The sequence below is a fragment of the Rhizobium sp. Leaf371 genome (assembly GCF_001424045.1).
Classification (GTDB): Bacteria; Pseudomonadota; Alphaproteobacteria; order Rhizobiales; family Rhizobiaceae; genus Ferranicluibacter.
In genome coordinates, this window is record NZ_LMQB01000027.1 from 319,998 (window position 1) to 341,251 (window position 21,254).

The following is a 21,254-nucleotide window of genomic DNA, read 5'->3' on the forward strand; positions in this document are numbered from 1 at the left end:
GCGCCGCGCTGCCGCCTGCATCGTCGCGCGCGGCACCGGCTGCGATTTCTGGAGCGCGCATATGACAGGGGAATGACAGACATGAAAAAGGCCCGGGAAAACCCGGGCCCGAAGACGAGGAGAGCGGCCTGCGCCCTCTCCTTCCGCTTGTCGATGCGGGAACCGGAAAAGCCCGTGATCCCGCACCGAAGCGCTTTGCGACGATCGAGCGGCCTGACGGCATTCGCGAGGAATGGTCGGCGCCCGGCCGTAAACTCGGCATGTCGTGATCCCGAGGCGATGCGTTTGCGCCGCGCCGGGATCCTGCTGCCTTAGGAGTTGACGGCGTCCTTGAGGCCCTTGCCGGCCGCGAACTTCGGAACGTTGCGCGCGGGAATATCGACTTCTGCACCGGTGGAGGGGTTGCGGCCCTTGGAGGCTTCGCGACGGCTGACGGTGAAGTTGCCGAAGCCGACGAGGCGAACGTCGCCGCCGTTCTTCAGTTCACCCTGGATCACGTCGAACAGTGCTTCGACAGAGGCGGCAGCCTCCTTGTTCGTGATGCCGGCCTTTTCGGCAACCGCCGATACGAGCTCATTCTTGTTCATGTTTCCACCCTTTCAACTTGGTCCGAAACGACTTGTTTTCGGGCGGCCGTGCCATCGTCGCAACGGTCGCCTTGGCAACCCAATCGCGCCGAATGCCCGGAAATGCAAGGCTTTGCGGTGATTTTTACGAAAAAAGACCGGCCTGGGGGCCGGTCTTCCACTGTTAAAGCGATGGATAACGGTGCGGGAGCACTTTCCCGACGCGCGAGAATCAACGGCGCCGCGTGTCGGGACGGTTCCGGAAGAACGCTTCGAGCGCCCTCCCGGACAGCCGTGTCAGTGCGCGAAACCGGGCGCGGTTTCATCCGTATCGGTCGCGACCTTGACCGGTGCAACGTTCTTTGCCGGATCCCATTCGATGGCTTCCGGCATGCGGAGCAGAGCGTGCTTCAGAACCTCGCCGATCAGCGACACGGGGATGATCTCCATGTTGTTCTTCACATTGTCCGGAATCTCCGCCAGATCCTTGGCGTTTTCTTCCGGAATAAGCACCTTCTTGATCCCGCCGCGGAGCGCCGCGAGCAGCTTTTCCTTCAGGCCGCCGATGGGCAGAACCCGGCCGCGCAGGGTGATCTCACCCGTCATGGCCACGTTCTTGTCGACCGGAATGCCCGTCATGATCGAGACGATGGCGGTGGCCATCGCGACGCCGGCCGACGGACCGTCCTTCGGGGTCGCCCCTTCGGGAACGTGGACGTGGATGTCGCTCGTGTCGAAACGCGGTGGCTCGATGCCGAAGTCGATGGCGCGCGAGCGGACATAGGAGGCCGCCGCCGAAATCGATTCCTTCATCACGTCCTTCAGGTTGCCCGTCACCGTCATGCGGCCCTTGCCGGGCATCATGACGCCTTCGATCGTCAGCAGTTCGCCGCCGACCTCGGTCCAGGCCAGACCCGTGACCACGCCCACCTGGTCGGTGCGCTCGGCTTCGCCGTGGCGGAAGCGCGGAACGCCCAGATAGTCATGGATGTTCTCGGCCGTCACCTCGATGCGGGTGGCCTTGCCCTTGAGGATTTCGGTGACCGCCTTGCGGGCGAGCTTCATCAGCTCGCGCTCGAAGGAGCGGACGCCCGCCTCGCGGGTATAGGTCTGGATCACCGCCATCAGCGCACCGTCCGTCACCGAGAATTCGGCAGGCTTCAGGGCGTGGTCGGCGATGGCCTTCGGCAGGAGGTGGCGCTTTGCGATCTCCAGCTTTTCCTCTTCCGTGTAGCCGGCGATGCGGATCACTTCCATGCGGTCCATCAGAGGCGCCGGAATGTTCAGCGTGTTCGCCGTCGTGATGAACATCACGTTCGAAAGGTCGTATTCGACCTCCAGATAGTGGTCCATGAACGTTGCGTTCTGTTCCGGATCGAGCACCTCGAGCAAGGCCGACGACGGATCGCCACGGAAATCCTGGCCCATCTTGTCGATTTCATCGAGCAGGAAGAGCGGATTGGACTTCTTCGCCTTCTTCATCGACTGGATGACCTTGCCGGGCATCGAGCCGATATAGGTCCGGCGGTGGCCGCGGATCTCGGCCTCGTCACGAACGCCACCCAGCGCCATGCGAATGTATTCGCGGCCGGTCGCCTTTGCGATCGAGCGGGCGAGCGACGTCTTGCCGACGCCCGGAGGACCGACGAGGCAGAGGATCGGACCCTTGATCTTCTGCGAGCGTGCCTGCACGGCGAGATACTCGACGATGCGTTCCTTGACCTTGTCGAGACCGAAGTGATCGAGCTCCAGCACCTTTTCGGCGGCATTGAGATCGGTCTTGACCTTCGACTTCTTGTTCCAAGGAATGCCCGTCAGCCAGTCCAGATAATTGCGCACGACGGTGGCTTCCGCCGACATCGGGCTCATCTGGCGCAGCTTCTTCATCTCGGCGTCGGCTTTTTCCCGCGCTTCCTTGGAGAGCTTGGCCTTGTTGATCTTGTCTTCCAGTTCGGCCATCTCGTCGCGGCCTTCCTCGCCGTCGCCAAGCTCCTTCTGGATCGCCTTCATCTGTTCGTTCAGATAATATTCGCGCTGGGTCTTCTCCATCTGGCGCTTGACGCGCGAGCGGATGCGCTTCTCGACCTGAAGAACCGAGATCTCGCCTTCCATGAAGCCGAGCGCCTTTTCAAGACGCCCCTTCACGCTCGTCGTTTCCAGCATTTCCTGCTTTTCGACGATCTTGATGGAGAGATGCGAGGCGACCGTATCGGCCAGCTTCGAATAGTCCTCGATCTGGCTGGCGGCACCGACGACCTCGGGCGAAATCTTCTTGTTGAGCTTCACGTAGCTCTCGAACTCGGAGACGACCGAGCGCGACAGCGCCTCGATCTCGACGGGGTCTTCCGCGGGTTCGGCGAGCGGATGCGCCATCGCCTCGTAGAATTCCTCGCGGCGGGTATAGCCGTCGATTTCCGCGCGCGAACGGCCCTCGACCAGCACCTTCACGGTGCCGTCGGGCAGCTTCAGGAGCTGCAGGACGTTGGCGATGGTGCCGATCTGGTAGATCGCGGCGGGCTCCGGATCGTCGTCGCCGGCGTTGATCTGGGTCGCAAGCATGATCTGCTTGTCGGTGCCCATGACCTCTTCCAGGGCACGGATCGACTTTTCGCGACCCACGAAGAGGGGCACGATCATATGGGGGAACACCACGATGTCACGCAGGGGAAGGACTGGGAAGGTCCCGCTCTCGGCTGCCGGAGACGTTTTGTTCGTCATGTCATTTCCTTTCCGTCCCGTTTCCGGGAGCGTTACCCGAAGCACTTCAAGGGTGCTTCCGGTCATCACTTTTTCCACTGTCAGAAGTGGAGGTTGCGAGACCCGTTTTCAACCCTTCGGTGACCCGCCCCGTCGCCAATCCCGGCGGCATTCGCAGCGATCCTCGAAGCGTATCGGACAGTAGAGGCTACGTGACTGTCGCGGACCTTGCCACGCGACCGGCGCCTCCTGATTCGGACCCCCGGCCCACGACACGAAACCGTCACATCATCGCGCCCGCGCCCTGATTTAGCAATGGTCGAATGAGGAGGTGGAATATGCGCCGAATTCGGTACGGTGCGTGGCGTCGATGGGGCGACGTCGGGCATCCGCCCTTCCCTCACACGCCGGCCGGCCGCTCCTGCGCCCCCTGGTCCCAACAAAAAAGGGCCCGCATCGCTGCGAGCCCCCAAATTCCAATCTCCAGCCATTACGCCGAAACGTTGGCCTTCTCGTCCGTGCGCTCCGAGTAGATGTAGAGCGGGCGGGCGGAACCCTTGACGACCTCGTCGGAGATGACGACTTCGCGGACACCTTCCAGCGTCGGCAGTTCGAACATCGTGTCGAGCAGGATCTTTTCCATAATCGAGCGAAGGCCGCGGGCGCCGGTCTTGCGGATGATCGCGCGCTTGGCGATTTCGCGCAGCGCGTCCTCATGGAAGGTCAGTTCCACGTCTTCCATCTCGAACAGGCGCTGGTACTGCTTGATCAGCGCGTTCTTCGGCTCCGACAGGATCTGGATCAGGGCGTATTCGTCGAGATCCTCGAGCGTCGCCAGAACGGGCAGACGGCCGATGAATTCGGGAATAAGGCCGAACTTGACCAGATCTTCCGGCTCCAGTTCGCGCAGGACTTCACCGACCCGGCGGTCCTCCGGAGACTTGACCGACGCACCGAAGCCGATCGACGTCTTCTCGCCACGGGCGGAAATGATCTTGTCGAGGCCGGCGAAGGCGCCGCCGCAGATGAACAGGATGTTGGTCGTGTCCACCTGCAGGAATTCCTGCTGCGGATGCTTGCGCCCGCCCTGCGGGGGGACGGAGGCGACCGTGCCTTCCATGATCTTCAGCAATGCCTGCTGCACGCCCTCGCCCGAGACGTCCCGGGTGATCGACGGATTGTCGGACTTGCGCGAGATCTTATCGACTTCGTCGATGTAGACGATGCCGCGCTGGGCGCGCTCGACATTGTAGTCGGCGGACTGGAGCAGCTTCAGGATGATGTTCTCGACGTCCTCGCCGACATAGCCGGCTTCGGTGAGCGTCGTCGCATCGGCCATGGTGAAGGGCACGTCGATGATGCGGGCGAGCGTCTGGGCGAGATAGGTCTTGCCGCAGCCGGTCGGGCCGACGAGCATGATGTTCGACTTGGCCAGCTCGATGTCGCTGCCCTTGGCCGAATGCGCCAGGCGCTTGTAATGGTTGTGGACGGCGACCGACAGGATACGCTTGGCCTGTTGCTGGCCGATCACGTATTCGTCGAGAACCTTGATGATTTCCTGCGGCGTGGGCACGCCATCGCGGGACTTCACCATCGAGGTCTTGTTTTCCTCGCGGATGATGTCCATGCACAATTCGACGCATTCATCGCAGATGAAAACGGTCGGTCCGGCAATCAGCTTCCGGACTTCGTGCTGGCTCTTGCCGCAGAAGGAACAATACAGGGTATTCTTAGAGTCACCGCCGTTGCTGCCGCTGACTTTGCTCATTTCACTTTCCTTCCAGCACGCCGCGCGTCCCGTGCGGGACGCAACGAACCACTCAAACCGCTCCGCAGACTGGCGCGCCGTTCAGCGTCAGTGCATTGCTTCCGGGAGTACGAACCGGCCGCGTCTTCACGCGGGCCGGCGGCAACTTCTCTCCCACCGAAAACCGGATGCTAGGACGCGAGAACTCAACATAGCATTAACGGTTGATAGTAACGGCTTTGGTCTCGGGATAAAGACCCTTGAAAGTTACAATTGTGTCACAAATGCATCATTCGCGACACAAAAGCCATGATCAACTTTCGACGGCCGACTCCATCGCTTCGCGCGAGGTGATGACCTTGTCGATCACGCCCCAGGCAAGCGCCTCGTCGGAGGTCATAAAGTGGTCACGATCGAGCGTCTGTTCAACCTCTTCGTAGGTCCGTCCGCAATGCTTGACGTAGACCTCGTTGAGACGGCGCTTCATCTTCAGGATGTCGCGGGCATGACGCTCGATGTCGGAGGCCTGACCCTGGAAACCGCCGGAGGGCTGGTGCACCATGATGCGGGCGTTCGGCGTGGAGAAGCGCATGTCCTTGTGGCCGGCGGCCAGAAGCAGCGAGCCCATGGACGCGGCCTGGCCGATGCACAGCGTCGAGACGGCCGGCTTGATGAACTGCATCGTGTCGTAGATGGCCATGCCGGCGGTCACGACGCCGCCCGGCGAGTTGATGTAGATCGCGATTTCCTTCTTCGGGTTTTCCGCCTCGAGGAAGAGAAGCTGGGCGCAGACCAGCGTCGCCATATGATCTTCCACAGGGCCGGTGAGGAAGATTATGCGCTCCTTCAGGAGGCGCGAAAAGATGTCGTAGGAGCGTTCGCCACGGTTGGTCTGCTCGACGACCATCGGCACGAGCGCCATAGCGGTATCAACGGGATTTGTCATGTCAGCCCTTCGTCTCATGAATGCGCGAACACTTCGCGTATCGGAATCATTCGAATATCTCTGCCCCTTTACATAGAGTGTCAGAGGTAGGCACTTCAAGTCGGCTGCCGTCTATAACGTTAACGAGGGCCGCTTGCCCGAAGGTGGCGTCAGAGCTGCGATTCGATGGGGAGAAAGCCGATGATGGCGGCCGTCATCCGCCGCCAGAAACCGGCATCCGGCTCCCGTTCCAGCATCCGAGAGCAATGCTGCGTCTCGTCGTTCCAGCAGAGGCGGCCCTTCTCCAGCGACAGCCGGAAGCTCGTGCCCGGATGGGTCTCGAGCGCGAAGATCGCGTCGACATCGGCGACGAGCGCCGGACAGGTGAAGAGCACGCCCATCTCGGTGTTGAGCGAGGCCGAACGCGGGTCGAAATTCATCGAGCCCACGAAGGCGCCCTTGCCGTCGATGGTGAAGGCCTTGGTGTGGAGGCTCGCGCCGCGCGATCCGAACAGCGAGATGCGCTGCGTCTCCGTCGCCTCCTGCACGGCCTTCAGCTCATAGAGCGTGACGCCGCCCGCCACCAGCTTGCGGCGATAATTGGCATAGGCGCCGTGCACGGCCGCGACGTCGGTCGCCGCCAGCGAATTGGTGAGGATCGCCACATCGACATCCCGCCCGACCAGTCCGCACAGCGCCTTCACGCCATCGGCACCGGGGATGAAATAGGGCGAGATGATCTTCACGCTCTGCCCGGCCGCGGTGATATGCGGCAGCAATTCCTGCATCAGCCAGTTCTGGCGCCGCTCCAGATGTGCCTTTTCCGGCGGATCGGCCTTGATGGTGATGTCGCCGGTAAACCGGAGGTCCCCGCTCCCGTGGAAAAGCCCCGGCTCGGCTGCCGCCTGCTCCACATGGCCGAGATAGTGCCGGCCGCCCTTGCCGCGCGCGAGTTTGGCAAGCTTGCGGCGCAGGCGCGGCAGGTAGTGGCGGTGCGGCGTGCGCAGCGAGCCGATCGGCAGCACCATGGAGCTGTTCCAGTAGTCGTCGAAAACGGCGCTCGCCTCGCAGGCGATCGGGCCCAGCATCCACATGTCGAGATCGCGGAAGTTCGCCTGCTCGGCCGCGTCGAAATAGGCATCGCCGATATTGCGACCGCCGGCGATGACGACGCGACCGTCGGCGATCCAGGTCTTGTTGTGCATGCGCCGCGTCGCGCGCAAAGGCCGCAGCATCATTTCGAGGCCCCGGCGGAAACGGTCGTTGCGCGCGCGGCTGGGGTTGAACAGCCGCACCTGAATGTTGTCATGCGCATCGAGCGCCAGGCAGAAGCGGTCGTGCAGCCCGGCATTGATGTCGTCCAGCAGCAGCCGCACCTGCACGCCGCGATCGGCCGCCGCCAGAATTTCAGCCGCCAGAAGCCGTCCCGTCAGGTCGCGCCGCCAGTAGTAGTATTGCAGGTCGAGACTGCGCCCGGCCTTGCGGGCGGAGACGGCGCGAACGGAAAACGCATCCAGATTGTCGCTGACCAGCGTGGCCGCACTCTGTCCGTCGCGGCCTGCCAGCAGGGGCACGCTTTCCCGATCGATCTCGGTCTGCCCCTCGACCGGCTGGATGGCCTTGGCCGGCTGCCCGTAGAGATGCCGGCCGAAGCGACCATAGACGTAGATGGTGCCGAGCGCTGCCAGCACCGCCAGGATCGCAAGGGAGATGATCAGCCATTTCATGAAGCGGTCGAAGGCCTCCGGGTGGGTCGGTCAAGCGGATGCGGCAGCTTCACGATTGCCTGGAACATTTCCAGCCGAAGCGGGATCGCCTCGGCGTCGGACAATGCGGTAAAAACAAAGCTCTAGAGCATTTGCCTGTGAACCCGTGTTTACAGGAAATGCCCTAGCCCGCCCGCGCCCTCGGTCCCTGCGGATCGTCGGGACCGTCCGGGCTCGTGATGCCGGAGGGGCCGGACGGAATCGTCTCGCTGCGGGGTGCCGCCCCCTCGACGAGATCCTTCCGGGTGGCGAGCGCGGCCTTGAGGTCGATATGGGCTTTCAGCGGCAGGTGGTCGGACGCGACGCGCGAGAGGGTCGAATTGTGCACCTCCACATGCGTCACCAGCGTATGCGGGCTGCCCATCACCCGGTCAAGGGCGAGCAGCGGATAGCGCGAGGGAAAGCTCGGCACGGCCGAGATCGAGTGGTCGAAGACGGGCGACAGCAGCGACAGGGCGGAGCGCCGGCCGATCCGCCATTCGTTCAGGTCGCCGATCAGGAGCGTCGGCCGTTCCTCCGCCTCTTCGATCGCCGCGAGAATGGCGCGCGCCTGCTGGCTGCGCGAATGCCGCAGCAGGCCGAAATGCGCGGCGATAATGCGCAGCGGCCCGTGTTTCAGGTCGAGATCCACCACAAGAGCCCCGCGCGGCTCGACCCCCGGCAGCTTCAGCTGGTTGACCTTGGCCACCGCCCCTTCGCGCACCAGCAGCAGATTTCCATGCCAGCCGTGGCCTTTGGGGGAGAAGGCCGCAATCGGCACCGACAGGAGATGACAATCCCGATGCAGCCGCTCCAGATCGAGCAGGCCCGCCCGCTCGCCGAAGCGCTGGTCGGCTTCCTGCAGCGCGATGATATCGGCGTCGATCTCGCAGATCACATCCATGATGCGGCCGGGGTCGAAGCGCTTGTCGGTGCCCACGCATTTGTGGATGTTGTAGGACGCGACCACCGTATCGCCCCGCGCCCCATGCGCCGCCTCACGCCCCGGCAACGGCACCCGTCGCGCCCGCAGCGCCGCGAGCAACCCACCGGCCGTCTTGCCAGCCTTTAGGAACGGGCCAGCTTTCAGGAACGGAACGGGGTTGGCTCGTTTTTGCGACATGGCAGGACTGACCTTGGCTTTCGATGCGACGATCGGGAGTGTCGGAGCGTGGTGGAGGAGATAGCGAGCGGAGCGCGGCTGACAAGGCAGCCCGTGTCCGCGGCCCCGCATTCCGCAAGACCACCCGGATTATGCCCCACCGCGGCAAGAACGAGCGACGACCCGATCTTGACAAATCGGCGGCGCCGACCGTCTTCTGTGTGGCATCCACCGAAAGGCTGGAGGCGTGCCTGCGCGACTGCCCGGCCCCCTCGTCACCGTTCCCCGTCAGAGGCCGTCTCCCCGCCTCATCCACCGACCGGCGCGCACGCCCGGTCGTCGCCTATATTGGACATGCCATGCCGACAGCCACACCGACTGCCCCACACATCGCCTCGTCTGCCGCGATCATCGATGCCGCCACCCGACGGGTGCGGCTCGACATCCGCGACCCCGCCTTCTACCGCGATCCCCTGCCGACCTATGCCGCGCTGCACGCCACCTGCCCCGCCTTTTTCTGGGAGGAGCCCGGACAATGGTTCTTCACCGGCTACGACCAGGTGAACGCGCTGCTGCGCGATCGTCGCTTCGGCCGCCAGATCCTGCATGTGGCGACGCGCGAGGAGCTGGGAATGCCCGATCCGAAGCCGCATCTCGCCGACTTCGACCGGCTGGAGCACCATTCGCTGCTGGAGCTGGAGCCGCCGGCGCACACCCGCCTGCGCACGCTCGTCAATCGTGCCTTCGTCTCGCGGCATGTGGAGACGCTGCGACCGGAGATCGCCGCGCTCTGCCACAGTCTCATCGACGGGTTCGAGGCGGACGGTCGCGTCGAGCTTCTGAAGACCTATGCCGAGATCGTGCCGGTGACGGTCATCGCGCGCATGCTGGGCATTCCCGTCGAGATCGCCCCGAGCCTGCTCGATTGGTCGCACCGCATGGTGAAAATGTACGTCTTCAATCCCTCCGTCGAGACGGAGCACGACGCCAACCGCGCCTCGGCGGAATTCGACGCCTATCTGCGCGGCATCGTCGCCTGGAAGCGCGACAATCCGGGCGACGACCTCCTGACCCACATGATCACGGCGGAAAAGGACGGCGAGCGGCTGAGCGAGGACGAACTGGTCTCAACCGCCGTTCTGCTGCTCAACGCCGGACACGAGGCGACCGTGCACCAGCTCGGCAACGCCGTCGCGACGATCCTTCAGACCGGCGCCGATCCGGCCATGCTCTTTGCCGACGACACGGCGACGGAGCGCACGGTGGAAGAATGCATGCGCTACGCCGCGCCGCTCCACATCTTCCAGCGCCATGCGCTGTCCGACATCGACCTCGAAGACGGCATATCGCTCAGGAAGGGCGACCGCATCGGCCTCATGCTGGCGGCCGCCAATGTCGATCCGCGCAAATTCACCGACCCCTCGACCTTCCGTCCCGACCGCAACGAAGGCCCGCACCTGTCCTTCGGCGCGGGCATCCACTTCTGCATCGGCGCCCCGCTCGCCCGGCTGGAACTCAGGCTCTCCCTGCCCATCCTGTTCGAACGCCTGCCGGGCCTGCGCCTCGCGGCCGAGCCGGCTTTCAAGGACAGCTATCACTTCCACGGCCTGGAGCGACTGGATCTGGCCTGGGGCTGAGCGGCGGCACGGGAAGACGAGAGGCGGGCTTGCCGGGCATGCGTCCCCCGAAGATGCGTGAAGCCGTGCTCGGAGCTCGCTCAGACCTCGATCAGAGCTCGATCAGACCTGAGCCAGGCCGCCATCGACGCTCAGTTCGATGCCGTTGATATAGCTGGCCTGCGGCGATGCCAGAAACAGAACCGCGGCAGCGATCTCCGGCGGCTGGGCCATGCGGCCTGCCGGTGCCGCCGACGCCACATAGGCTTCGAACTCCTTCATCTGCTCGTCATCGATCTTCAGACCGTTCTGCATGATCGGTGTGACGGTCGCGCCGGGGCTGACCGCATTGACGCGAATCCCGCGTGCTTTGAGATCGGTGGCAAAAGAGCGCGCGAACGACCGGACCGCCGCCTTCGATGCATTGTAGACGCTGAGGTTCGCCATCCCTTTGTTTCCGACGATGGACGCGTTGAGAACGATGGCGCCCTTGTCGATCATCAGCGGCAACAGCGTCTGCACGGTGAAGAAAACGCCTTTGACGTTGATGTCGAACGTCTTCGCGAAGAAAGCCTCGTCCGTTTCCCCGAGAATATTGTTTTCGGCGATGCCGGCATTCGCGAAGAGAATATCGATACGGTCCTCGCGACGGTCGATCTCCGCCTTCAGTTTTTCGAGACCGTCGAGCGTTCCGGCATCCGAGACGACGCCGACCGCGCGGTCGCCGAGCACGGTCAAGGCCGCGTTCAGCGTCGTTGCCGTCCGCCCCGTCACATAGACCCGCTCAACGCCCCCTTCGAGGAATGCCTCTGCCGTTGCGAGGCCGATCCCCGATGTACCGCCAGTGATCACAGCCACTTTTCCTGCAAAATTCGGGCTCATTCAACTATCCGATCCTAAATCCCGTAAAACCATATTACGGTATTTCGGTTTTATTGTAATATTGAAACAAGTCAAGCTTGATGGTAAGGGATGCTCCATGGCTCAGTTTTTTCATCCCTCGACGGACGATATCACCTTGTCGGGCGTTCTCGCGGCTCTCGGAGAGCCTGCACGACTTCGCATCGTCCGCGCATTGGCGACATGTCCCGAAGGCCGCAATTGCGGAGAGGCTGCGCCCGATCTGCAGCTTCCCCGCTCCACGCTGTCCAACCATTTCCGGATTCTGAGAGAATCGGGACTGGTTCGCATGCAGAAGAAGGGCGTGGAAAACATCAACGCCCTTCGCTTCGACGACATCGAACTGCGGTTTCCGGGGCTCTTGACCGGCATTCTGTCTTACGAGAACACCGATTGACCACGCCGCGGATGTCTCACACGCGGATCACGTAATCCTTGCGAGTCGTTTCAAGCACTTCCCAGCTTCCCTTGAAGCCGGGCCTGAGGACGAGGCTGTCGCCTGTTTTCAGGTCGAAGCGCTCGCCGTCATCGCCGGTGACGATGGAGTGGCCGGAGAGGATGTGGAAATATTCCCACTCCTCATAGACGATCCGCCACTTGCCGGGCGTCGCCTCCCAGATGCCGGCATAGAGGCCGCCGGGGGCTTCCTCGACGTTCCAGGTGCGGAACTCCGGATTGCCGGAGATCAGGCGGTCCTCGGCGGGGGCGCCGATATCGGGCTGGATGCCGGTGATGTCGAAGCTGAGCGCACGGGTCATCGGCGTCAGACCTTCGCCAGGGATTGATCGAGATCGGCGACGATGTCGGCCGCATCCTCGATGCCGATCGACAGGCGGACGACCTCCGGACCTGCCCCGGCCGCCACCAGCTGTTCGTCGTTCAACTGGCTGTGCGTCGTGGAGGCGGGGTGGATGACGAGCGAGCGCGTGTCGCCGATATTGGCGAGATGCGAGAGCATCGCGACGCCTTCCACGAAGGCCTTGCCTGCGGCATAGCCGCCCTTGAGGCCGAAGGTGAACACGGCGCCAGCCCCGCGCGGCGAATAGCGCTGTTGCAGCGCATGGTTCGCGTCGCTCTCGAGACCGGCATAGTTGACCCAGGCGACCTTCTCGTGTCCGGCGAGAAAGCGCGCGACGACCAGCGCATTGTCGCAATGGCGCTGCATGCGCAGCGGCAGCGTCTCGATGCCGGTGAGCAGCATGAAGGCGTTGAAAGGCGAAATGGCCGGCCCGAGATCGCGCAGGCCCAGCACGCGGCATGCGATGGCAAAGGCGATATTGCCGAAGGTCGTGTGCAGCACCATGCCGTTGTAATCGGGGCGCGGCTCCGACAGCGCGGGATATTTGCCGGACGCCGACCAGTCGAACGTGCCGCCATCGACAAGGATGCCGCCCATCGAATTGCCATGGCCGCCCATGAACTTGGTCAGCGAATGCACCACGATATCGGCGCCGTGCTCGATCGGCCGCACGAGATAGGGCGTCGCCATGGTGTTGTCGACGATCAGCGGCAGGCCGTTGCGATGGGCGATCTCGGCGATGGCCTCGATATCGACGAAGGTGCCGCCGGGATTGGCAAGGCTCTCGATGAAGATCGCCTTGGTGCGGCCGTCGATCTGCTCTTCGAAGCTTTCCGGCTTGGCCGTATCGGCCCAGCGGACCTGCCAGTCGAAGGATTTGAAAGCCTGCCCGAACTGGTTGATCGAACCGCCGTAAAGCCTGCGGGCGGCAATGAAATTGTCGCCCGGCGACATCAGCGCGTGAAACGCGATCAGCTGGGCCGCATGGCCGGAAGCGACCGCCAGCGCCGCCGTTCCGCCCTCGAGCGCGGCGACGCGCTCCTCCAGCACGGCCTGCGTCGGGTTCATGATGCGGGTGTAGATGTTGCCGAAGGACTGGAGCCCGAACAGCGAGGCGGCATGGTCGGCATCGTCGAAGACGAAGCTCGTCGTCTGATAGATCGGCGTCGCCCGCGCGCCCGTCGTCGGATCCGGCTGCGCGCCGGCGTGTACGGCCAATGTGTTGAACCCCGGTGCATGCGTCATGTCTCATCCTCCCTGTCGCAAGCGCCCCCTGGCGGCGCCCGATGTGGTGCGTCGTCTCGGCAGGACTGCGACCACGGTCGCATTCCCGGCCTTAACGTTCTTTCGCTCGGCACATTACCGAGAGCCAAGCGGGACAGGAAGAGGCAAACGGGCCGTCGACGGAGAGGCGCGGCGGCGCGTACATCGGTCACAGGTACATTAGGGCTTCATAGGCTAGCCAAAGCCGCATGAAGCCGAAGAGTGCGGACGACTTGGGGCTTTGCCCCACGAATTTGAAGTTGTGCCTGACGTAGTATACCACCTAACTTACGGAAGTGAGGAAAGATGGTTTTAAGGGCGGGAGTAAATTGGCAGCCGACTCGCATAGAGCGCGTGAACGATGTGCTGAACACCAGCACCAAGCCACTTTTGGTCGTTACCGACGTTGGCTTGGCTCTCTTAAAATATATTGGCAATGCTCAGGGAGAGGATGCCCTCGTAGCTGAGTTGCTCGCTGCGGAACTGGCAGCAATGATAGGTCTCATAACGCCGGACTTCGCTGTAAAGCGGATACCTGTTATTCCTACAAGGAACCCGTTTGTAATTGCACAATCGGGGCCAGCGTTCTTCTCACGTTGGGAACCCGCAACTACTCTCGCGCCAAACTCCCAACTCCTGAGAAGCTTGAGAGATCCAAGGGATATCGCGAAACTTGTCGTTTTTGACACGTGGCTACGCAATAAAGATCGTTTCTCCATGGCAGGTCACGGCGGCGTCGTTAACTATGACAACATCTTGATCGTACCGGACAAGCGAAAGTCCAGATTGCTTATTATCGACCACAGCCATGCCTTCGCTGAGACTACGTTGGAGGATGAAATCAACGCAGACTGGGCGAATGAAGAGCAGGTTTATGGGTTGTTTAACGAGTTCGCTCCGATATTACGACGGCGTGATGTGGAAGCGGCGATCAATGTTGTTTGCTCTCTGGCCCCGGGTGACATAAGGGATGCGTGCAGATCTACGCCTATCGAATGGGGCTTTGGTCGGCCTCTTGCCGACCTGCTTTCAGAGTTGCTGATTCAACGAGCAGCAAGAATGCAAAGCTGGCTTCCAACTGCAATCTTCGACCAGTTAGAACTAAATTTTGAAGGAAAGGAGGGTTAAAATGGATGCTCTCAAGCTTTTCTACAGCATCATTCAGTTTAGCCCTTTTCCTGAGCGCTTCGAATATGTTAATGCGGGAGTTGTTGTATTTGATGTGGGCAATAAAGAGATATCTCTCAGGATGGCCGACGACTTGTCGCGAGTGAAGAAATTCTTCGGCGAGATTAATGCGATTTTTTTGAAACGCGCGCTTCATGATTTTGCTGAGCGGGTGAATTACCATTTCGATCGCACAGGCGTATCGGTTTCTTCTATTGATGATTTCAATTCGAAGCGCGCTGATCTGTTCCGCCTTACACCCTTGAACTCGGTGGCAGGCGACCGGCCCGAGATGGTTGCGAGTAAACTTTTCCATGAACTGGTTGTGTGGGACGCTCAACCGCGAAAAATTGAGCGTATCAACACGATGCTGACCAGCGCATTCCGTGAAGCGGGCGTCCTTCAGCTACTCGACAGACGGCCCGAGCCTGTTCGCATCGAACAGTATGGTGTTAGCATCCAAGCGGATTATGGATACCAAAATGGTGTCTATAATCTGATCGACTCCGCGCGCTTCGACTCCCCGAACCGGGGGTTAGCCGAGGCTGGTAAACGCGTCCTGGAAGGCAAGGCACTTCGCGCGAACGCGTCAATGCGATTGATTGTGGTCGCTGAGTTTGGATCGCAGGCCGACAGTTTCGCCGAAAGCCTCCGCAGTGATTTTGAGCGGGTAGGAGCTAAGCTGTTCAAGATGGACGAAGTCGATGATCTCGCTGAAGAAATTCGCCGTACGGTCCACAATTAATATCAGGCCTCCTTCGTAGAACGCTGCTAGACCATCAAGACGTGACCGACACTTGGCCCATTTCCAAGTCGAGTTGTTGTGGTGCCGCTACTATCAGCGCACCACATCCTCAGGTACCCTCTCCTCACCCCACAAGCCGCGGATATTCGATGGCCGGGCAGCGGTCCATGACGACCTTGATTCCGCGCGCTTCGGCCTTGGTGGCGGCCGTGTCGTTGCGGACGGAGAGCTGGCCCCAGATCACCTTCGGCAGGGGATCGAGCGCGAGGGCTTCGTCCACCAGGGCCGGCAGGGCGTCGGCGGCGCGGAAGACGTCGATCATGTCGATCGGCTCGGGAATATCGGCCAATCGCGCATAGACGGTGCGGCCCTGAAGCTGCGTGCCCGCAAGGCCCGGATTGACCGGATGGACGGTAAAACCCTTGCGCAGGAGGAAACCCATCACGCGATGGCTCGGACGCTGCGGATTGGCGGAAGCGCCGACGAGCGCGATGGTCCGCGTCGAGCGCAGAATATCGGCGAGATAGATATCCGGGTAGTGATCGTGATTCATTGGCGTCCTCCTGCTTCCCCTTTCTGACGTGCGCCTGAGATCTTTACCAACGGAAAAAACGTCGGAGAGGCCGACTGTTCCCGGAAAAATCGACTCTTCGTCGCAGCAGAGCCCCAAAGCACCTGTGCACAGGGCCTTGCGCGTCATAAAACTGTCATTCTCGCGGGCGGCGGTGCTTGCGGTCCGCCCTTGGTCTTGCGACAAAGGACGGGCGCTTCCGCCGCCACGCCTGCCCTCCGGTCTCCCCGTGCCGCTCGACGTTCTCCTCTTCATTCTCTTCGGCGCCCTGCTGCATGCGGGGTGGAACGCGATGGTGAAGGCCGGGACGGACAAATCGCTGGATGCCGCGATGATCGCGCTCGGCGCCGCCGTCATCGCCCTGCCCTTTCTGCCCTTCATGCCGCTGCCGGATGCGCGGGCGGTGCCGTTCCTGCTCGCCTCCGCCGTGCTGCAGTTCGGCTATTTCCATCTCGTCGCCGCCGCCTATACCGCTGGCGACATCGGGCTCGTCTACCCGCTGATGCGGGGCGGCGCGCCGTTGCTGATCGCCGCGACCAGCAGCATGATCGTCGGGGAAAAGCTCACCCAGGGTGCGACCCTCGGCATCCTCGCCATTTCCGCCGGCATCTTCACGCTCGCCTTCGAGGCGCGCCGCAGCGGCATGCGGGCGATCACGCTGGCGCTCGTCAATGCGCTCTTCATCGCCGCCTATACCTATGTCGACGGCATTGGCGCGCGCCTGTCCGGCCATGCCATCTCCTATACGCTGTGGATGGCCTTGCTGCCGCCCGTGCTGCTCTTCGGCTGGGCGATCTCGCGCCGGGGCGCCGCACCGGTGCTGCGCCACGTCCAGAACAATGGCTGGCGCGGCCTTGTCGGCGGGGCCGGCTCGATCGGCTCCTACGGCATCGCGCTCTGGGCGATGACCAAGGCCCCGGTCGCAACCGTCGCGGCCCTGCGCGAAACCTCGATCCTGTTTGCGATCGTGATTTCCGTCACCGTGCTGAAGGAGCGCATCAGCCCCTTCCGCATCGCGGCGGCCTGCCTCATCGCGCTCGGCGCCTTGATGCTGAAGCTCGCCTGACGGTCGTACATTCTCCGGTTTTGTCCTGCCGCCTCGTCCGATTTGGCTGGAATGCTTCAGGACCAGACCGGCGTCCGGTTCTCCAGAAACGCTGCAATTCCCTCGATCGCATCCGGCGTCAGCGCGCTTTCCGCCTCCACCCTGGCCGCCTCGGCAGCGGCCTCATCGCGCGAAAGGCAAGCCTGCCGGTCGAACGCCGCCTTCACGCGTCTCTGCGCGTCCTGCGATTTCGAGGCGATGACGGCCGCATATTTATCGACCACCTGCCGCAGATATTGTTTCGGGACGATGCGGTTGACGAGGCCGAAATCCTTGGCGGTGGAGGCGTCGATCGTCTCGCCGGTCAGGAGCATCTCCATCGCCTGCTTGCGGCCGGCGGCCCGCGCCAGCGCCACGGCCGCCCCCATCGGCGCAATGCCGATATTGACGCCGGGTGCGCAGAACGTCGCCGTGTCCGTGCAGATCGCGAGATCGCAGGCCGCCACCAGCTCGCATCCCGCAGCGGTCGCCAGTCCGTCGATCTCGGCGATGACGGGCTGCGGCAGGGCGGAGACGGTCGTCATCAGCCGGGCCGACAGGGCGAAGGCCGCCGCGAAGGCCGCCCGGCCCGCATCGTCGTCGGACCGGCGCCGGCTCAACGCCTCGAGATCGACGCCCGCCGAAAACACCGGGCCGGCCGCCGAAAGGATGACGACGCGCAGGGACGCGTCGCCCGCGGCCGCATCGAGTTCGCCGAGCAGCGCGTCGATGACCTCGCTGGACAGCGCGTTCAGCGGCGGATGGTTCAGCGTCAGGCGCAGCACGCCGCCGTCGCGTTCGCGCAGCACGAGGTCGCGCGGGTTCGGGCGGCGCAGGGAAACGATATCGGCCATGTCGGCTCCTCTTTTCAGGGTGAAAACGCGACCTCCAGCTACGCCGCCCGTCCCGCGCTTTCAAGCAGCCGAGGCGCAAATGGCCCAGGAAGCGGTGCAACCCCCGTCAAAATGCGGCGGATTTTGTGTGGTATCATAAAACCACATTGTTAAACCATTGATTTTACTAACCTCACATCCGGAAGCGTCGCGCAGCACCTCTTGACGGATCGTCCGGCCTCCGCTTATAAGCCACCCTGTTCGCGGGCGGTCACGTCCGCGTTCGTTTTTGCGGGTTCTGCTCTCGGGCGGCTCCCGCAAACCAAGCAACAAAAAACGCCCGGCGGCAACGTATCGGGTCCCAAACGAAAGAGTTTCATCATGTCAACCTTCGTTCAGAAGCCTGCAGAGGTGGAGAAGAAGTGGATCCTCATCGACGCCGAAGGCCTCGTTGTGGGTCGCGTCGCGACCATCATCGCCAACATCCTGCGCGGCAAGCATAAGGTCACCTACACTCCGCATGTCGACGACGGCGACAACGTCATCGTCATCAATGCCGAGAAGGCCGTGCTCACCGGCAAGAAGTACACCGACAAGAAGTACTACTGGCACACCGGCTATCCCGGCGGCATCAAGGAGCGCACCGCGCGCCAGATCATCGAAGGCCGCTTCCCGGAGCGCGTTCTCGAGAAGGCTGTCGAGCGCATGGTTCCCCGCGGTCCCCTCGGCCGTCGCCAGATGAAGAACCTTCGCGTCTACGCAGGCACGAACCATCCGCATGAAGCCCAGCAGCCGACCGTCCTCGACGTCGCCAAGCTGAACACGAAGAACGTAAGGAGCGCCTGATCGTGGCCGACCTCTCCTCTCTGAAAGAACTTGGCACGGTCGCGGAAGCCAGCAACGCTGCTCCCGTTCATGTCAAGAAGATCGACGCCCAGGGCCGCTCCTATGCGACCGGCAAGCGCAAGAACGCCGTTGCCCGCGTCTGGGTCAAGCCGGGCTCCGGCAAGATCACCATCAACGGCAAGGCCTACCCCGAGTATTTCGCACGTCCGGTTCTGCAGATGATCCTGCGCCAGCCGATCTTCGCGGCGGCTCGTGACGGCCAGTTCGACATCGACGCCACGGTTGCCGGCGGCGGTCTGTCCGGCCAGGCCGGTGCCGTTCGTCACGGCATCTCCAAGGCGCTGACCTATTACGAGCCGGGCCTGCGCACCGTGCTCAAGAAGGGTGGCTTCCTGACCCGCGACAGCCGCGTCGTCGAGCGTAAGAAGTACGGCAAGGCGAAGGCCCGTCGTTCGTTCCAGTTCTCCAAGCGTTAATCGCTTCGGATCTCGGACCATGGCAAAGGCGGGGCTTCGGCTCCGCCTTTTTTCGTTTGGGGATGTGGGCCGGCACGGCAGCCGCCGTAATTTCCGAGCCTCACGCCATGCTTCTACCGCGCGGGAGCGCCGGGCTCCTATCGCGCGGGATCGCCGGCGGCGTCAGCGATCGGTCCCGTCGGCAGCATCGGCACGATCGGAAGCTTGTCCAAAATCGCGGCAACCACGAGTGTGGCACCGGACGCGGTGAAATGACGGATATCGGCAAGATAGGGCAATCCGGCCGATGTCAGAGCACAGGTGTCGCCGGCTGACGGATTGCAGAACTTTTCCTCCGGAAACACCTTGATCGTCCGAGGGCTTGCCACAGCGTCGAGCACGGCACGGCTCCGCGCGCTGTTCTGGACGAAGTCGGCATAGGCGATCGTCACCTCCGGTTGCGCCACTCCGGCCAGCATCTGCTTCATGACCGTGTCGATGACGGGCGCGTCAGGTTGCGGATGGGGATAGACGAGAACAACACGACGGCCCGACGCCTCGATCGTCGCGATCGTGTCTTTCAGGCGCTGCTTGATCTCTGTCGGCACCTCATCCCCGGCGGACCGGATCACTCCGTCGATCTGGTATTCGGGATAGGACATGAACTTGACCCATGACGCCGCCATCACGACGGTGGTGATATCCGGAGTAGCAAGGATCTGCTCGAGCGCACGGGTGTTGAACAGGCTGCAATGCGCGCTCGGCTTGACGGAGGGAACCGATACGCCGGGAAGCGGAGCACAGTGGCCATGGGAGAGCTGCTGCAAGCTGATCCCGCGCACATCCAGTTCGCTTGCAAAAACCTTCGATAGGGATGCGGAGATGGAATCGCCCCAGATCGCATAGGTCACCGGATGGTCCGGGTTATGGAGACAGTCTTTCAAGGGGAAGACGGGAAGATCCATTTCGGCGGTATACTGGCACGCCTTGTTCCACTCGCTCTCGCGAAGCATCGCGGTGACCGCCGGCGGCAGTCTCCACGGCAGACCCTTGGTAACATTCCCTGCAACGCTGACGGACACGATGAGCACCGCCAGGGAGCCGATGAGGATCCGCAACGTCTTCCAGCCGATTCGCCGGGCACCGCTGCGCGTTCGGAACGGCTGCTCGACATATCGCCACGACAGAACGGCAACCGCGAGCGCCCCGAACGACAGGGCGAGCATCACCGGCAGGCCGGGTTCCGCCGCGTTGCGAATGCGCGCAAAGGCAAAGACCGGCTGGTGCCACAGGTAGAAGCTGTAGCTGACGAGGCCGAGCCCGACGAACGGCGGCAAGGACAGGAGACGCGCCGTGAGGGTTCCCTGTACCCCGAACACGAGCAGAAGGCCGGCCCCGAGAACAGGCCAGACCGTCAGAAACGAGGGCCACGCCTGCTGCGACGTCGGCACCAGGATGGAGAGGAGGACGAGCACGAGACCGGCCAGCGCCCCCACCTCGTTGGTGCGGCGGGATCGGGACGGCCCGACGAAGGAGAACAACGCGCCGGCCAGAAGCTCCCAGGCCCGGCTGCTCAGGAAATAGAAATTGATCGTCGGAAACGCTTCCACACCCACCAGGCACACGGCGAAACTGAGGAGGCAAAGCCCGCCAATCGCGGCAACGAGCATGCCTCTCCTCTTTCTTGCAAGAAACAGGACGAACACCGGAAACAGCAGATAGAACTGCTCTTCGACCGCCAGGCTCCAGGTGTGAAGCAGAGGCGCGCGACCCATGTCCGGCGCGAAATAGCCCTCCTTCGTTGCGAAGTGGATGTTGGAATAGGAAAACAGGCTCGCCAGAAGAGACTGCGCATAATTCTTGAAATCCAGAGGGATCATCCACATCCACGCGAAGGGAATCGTGGCCGCCAGCATGACCAACAGCGCGGGCAGGATGCGCCGGGCACGTCTGTCGTAAAACGCCCGCATCGAGAACGTACCGGCGTCGAGGTCCCGGACGATGAGGGCCGTAATGAGATATCCGCTGATGACGAAGAAGATATCGACCCCGAGAAATCCCCCGGGAAGAAACGGCAGGCCCGCGTGATGGAGGACGACGGCGGTTATGGCGACGGCGCGAAGCCCATCGATCTCACGTCTATACAGCATTCCGTCCCATCCAGATCAGGCCCACATACATCGATATACCGTA

18 protein-coding genes and 1 pseudogene are annotated in these 21,254 nt (G+C 62.5%); 7 read left to right on the forward strand and 12 right to left on the reverse strand.

The features are described 5' to 3' along the window. Positions 1-311: 311 nt before the first annotated feature. The 6 genes and pseudogenes from hupB to ASG39_RS19870 form a co-directional block, all read right to left on the reverse strand. Complete coding sequence (gene hupB / locus ASG39_RS19845; protein WP_062468444.1) at positions 312-587, reverse strand: DNA-binding protein HupB; 276 nt, start codon at positions 585-587, stop codon at positions 312-314. A gap of 276 nt (positions 588-863) precedes the next feature. Further along, positions 864-3,284 (reverse strand): endopeptidase La, encoded by a 2,421-nt coding sequence (gene lon / locus ASG39_RS19850; protein ID WP_062596658.1) that lies wholly within the window; start codon positions 3,282-3,284, stop codon positions 864-866. Positions 3,285-3,753: 469 nt separating this feature from the next. Then, complete coding sequence (gene clpX, locus ASG39_RS19855; RefSeq protein ID WP_062596659.1) at positions 3,754-5,031, reverse strand: ATP-dependent Clp protease ATP-binding subunit ClpX; 1,278 nt, start codon at positions 5,029-5,031, stop codon at positions 3,754-3,756. Between the two features lie 292 nt (positions 5,032-5,323). Then, positions 5,324-5,956 (reverse strand): ATP-dependent Clp protease proteolytic subunit, encoded by a 633-nt coding sequence (locus ASG39_RS19860; protein ID WP_062596660.1) that lies wholly within the window; start codon positions 5,954-5,956, stop codon positions 5,324-5,326. A gap of 149 nt (positions 5,957-6,105) precedes the next feature. Next, complete coding sequence (locus ASG39_RS19865; protein ID WP_062596661.1) at positions 6,106-7,662, reverse strand: phospholipase D family protein; 1,557 nt, start codon at positions 7,660-7,662, stop codon at positions 6,106-6,108. Positions 7,663-7,951: 289 nt separating this feature from the next. Continuing rightward, positions 7,952-8,803: pseudogene (locus ASG39_RS19870) on the reverse strand (endonuclease/exonuclease/phosphatase family protein); the annotation flags it as partial. Between the two features lie 338 nt (positions 8,804-9,141). Between ASG39_RS19870 and ASG39_RS19875 the strand changes: the two are divergent. Next, entirely contained in the window at positions 9,142-10,419 is a 1,278-nt protein-coding gene (locus tag ASG39_RS19875) for a cytochrome P450 (protein WP_062596662.1), read from the forward strand. A 102-nt stretch (positions 10,420-10,521) separates the two neighbouring features. On the opposite strand, the gene ASG39_RS19880 is transcribed toward ASG39_RS19875, so the two are convergent. Then, the gene (locus tag ASG39_RS19880) at positions 10,522-11,280 is read right to left on the reverse strand and encodes an SDR family oxidoreductase (RefSeq protein ID WP_062596663.1); all 759 of its coding nucleotides are present in this window, start codon (positions 11,278-11,280) and stop codon (positions 10,522-10,524) included. A gap of 97 nt (positions 11,281-11,377) precedes the next feature. On the opposite strand from ASG39_RS19880, the gene ASG39_RS19885 reads away from it, so the two are divergent. Further along, complete coding sequence (locus ASG39_RS19885; protein ID WP_062596664.1) at positions 11,378-11,695, forward strand: helix-turn-helix domain-containing protein; 318 nt, start codon at positions 11,378-11,380, stop codon at positions 11,693-11,695. A 16-nt stretch (positions 11,696-11,711) separates the two neighbouring features. Here ASG39_RS19885 and ASG39_RS19890 read toward each other — a convergent pair whose 3' ends face one another. Beyond that, positions 11,712-12,056 (reverse strand): cupin domain-containing protein, encoded by a 345-nt coding sequence (locus tag ASG39_RS19890; protein WP_062596665.1) that lies wholly within the window; start codon positions 12,054-12,056, stop codon positions 11,712-11,714. A 5-nt stretch (positions 12,057-12,061) separates the two neighbouring features. After that, positions 12,062-13,342: an O-acetylhomoserine aminocarboxypropyltransferase gene (locus ASG39_RS19895; protein WP_062596666.1), complete on the reverse strand. Its 1,281-nt coding sequence runs from the start codon at positions 13,340-13,342 to the stop codon at positions 12,062-12,064. 372 nt (positions 13,343-13,714) lie between these two features. Between ASG39_RS19895 and ASG39_RS19900 the strand changes: the two genes are divergently transcribed. Both ASG39_RS19900 and ASG39_RS19905 read left to right on the forward strand, forming a co-directional pair. Then, positions 13,715-14,488, forward strand: a complete 774-nt coding sequence (locus tag ASG39_RS19900) for a HipA family kinase (protein ID WP_156468209.1) — start codon at positions 13,715-13,717, stop codon at positions 14,486-14,488. Between the two features lies 1 nt (position 14,489). Next, positions 14,490-15,272, forward strand: a complete 783-nt coding sequence (locus tag ASG39_RS19905; RefSeq protein WP_062596668.1) for a DUF3037 domain-containing protein — start codon at positions 14,490-14,492, stop codon at positions 15,270-15,272. A gap of 124 nt (positions 15,273-15,396) precedes the next feature. On the opposite strand, the gene ASG39_RS19910 is transcribed toward ASG39_RS19905, so the two are convergent. Beyond that, positions 15,397-15,825 (reverse strand): CoA-binding protein, encoded by a 429-nt coding sequence (locus ASG39_RS19910; RefSeq protein ID WP_062596669.1) that lies wholly within the window; start codon positions 15,823-15,825, stop codon positions 15,397-15,399. A gap of 247 nt (positions 15,826-16,072) precedes the next feature. On the opposite strand from ASG39_RS19910, the gene ASG39_RS19915 reads away from it, so the two are divergent. After that, a complete protein-coding gene (locus tag ASG39_RS19915) occupies positions 16,073-16,909 on the forward strand; it encodes an EamA family transporter (RefSeq protein WP_062596670.1) in 837 nt (278 codons plus the stop codon). Positions 16,910-16,965: 56 nt separating this feature from the next. On the opposite strand, the gene ASG39_RS19920 is transcribed toward ASG39_RS19915, so the two are convergent. After that, positions 16,966-17,781 (reverse strand): enoyl-CoA hydratase-related protein, encoded by an 816-nt coding sequence (locus ASG39_RS19920; RefSeq protein ID WP_062596671.1) that lies wholly within the window; start codon positions 17,779-17,781, stop codon positions 16,966-16,968. A gap of 360 nt (positions 17,782-18,141) precedes the next feature. On the opposite strand from ASG39_RS19920, the gene rplM reads away from it, so the two are divergent. Together rplM and rpsI are read left to right on the forward strand one after the other, a co-directional pair. Further along, positions 18,142-18,606 (forward strand): 50S ribosomal protein L13, encoded by a 465-nt coding sequence (gene rplM / locus ASG39_RS19925; RefSeq protein WP_062596672.1) that lies wholly within the window; start codon positions 18,142-18,144, stop codon positions 18,604-18,606. Further along, complete coding sequence (rpsI, locus tag ASG39_RS19930; protein WP_200934699.1) at positions 18,606-19,082, forward strand: 30S ribosomal protein S9; 477 nt, start codon at positions 18,606-18,608, stop codon at positions 19,080-19,082. Before rplM ends, rpsI begins: the two co-directional genes overlap by 1 nt. 137 nt (positions 19,083-19,219) lie before the next feature. On the opposite strand, the gene ASG39_RS19935 is transcribed toward rpsI, so the two are convergent. Beyond that, entirely contained in the window at positions 19,220-21,211 is a 1,992-nt protein-coding gene (locus ASG39_RS19935; RefSeq protein WP_062596673.1) for an acyltransferase family protein, read from the reverse strand. Between the last annotated feature and the right edge of the window lie 43 nt (positions 21,212-21,254).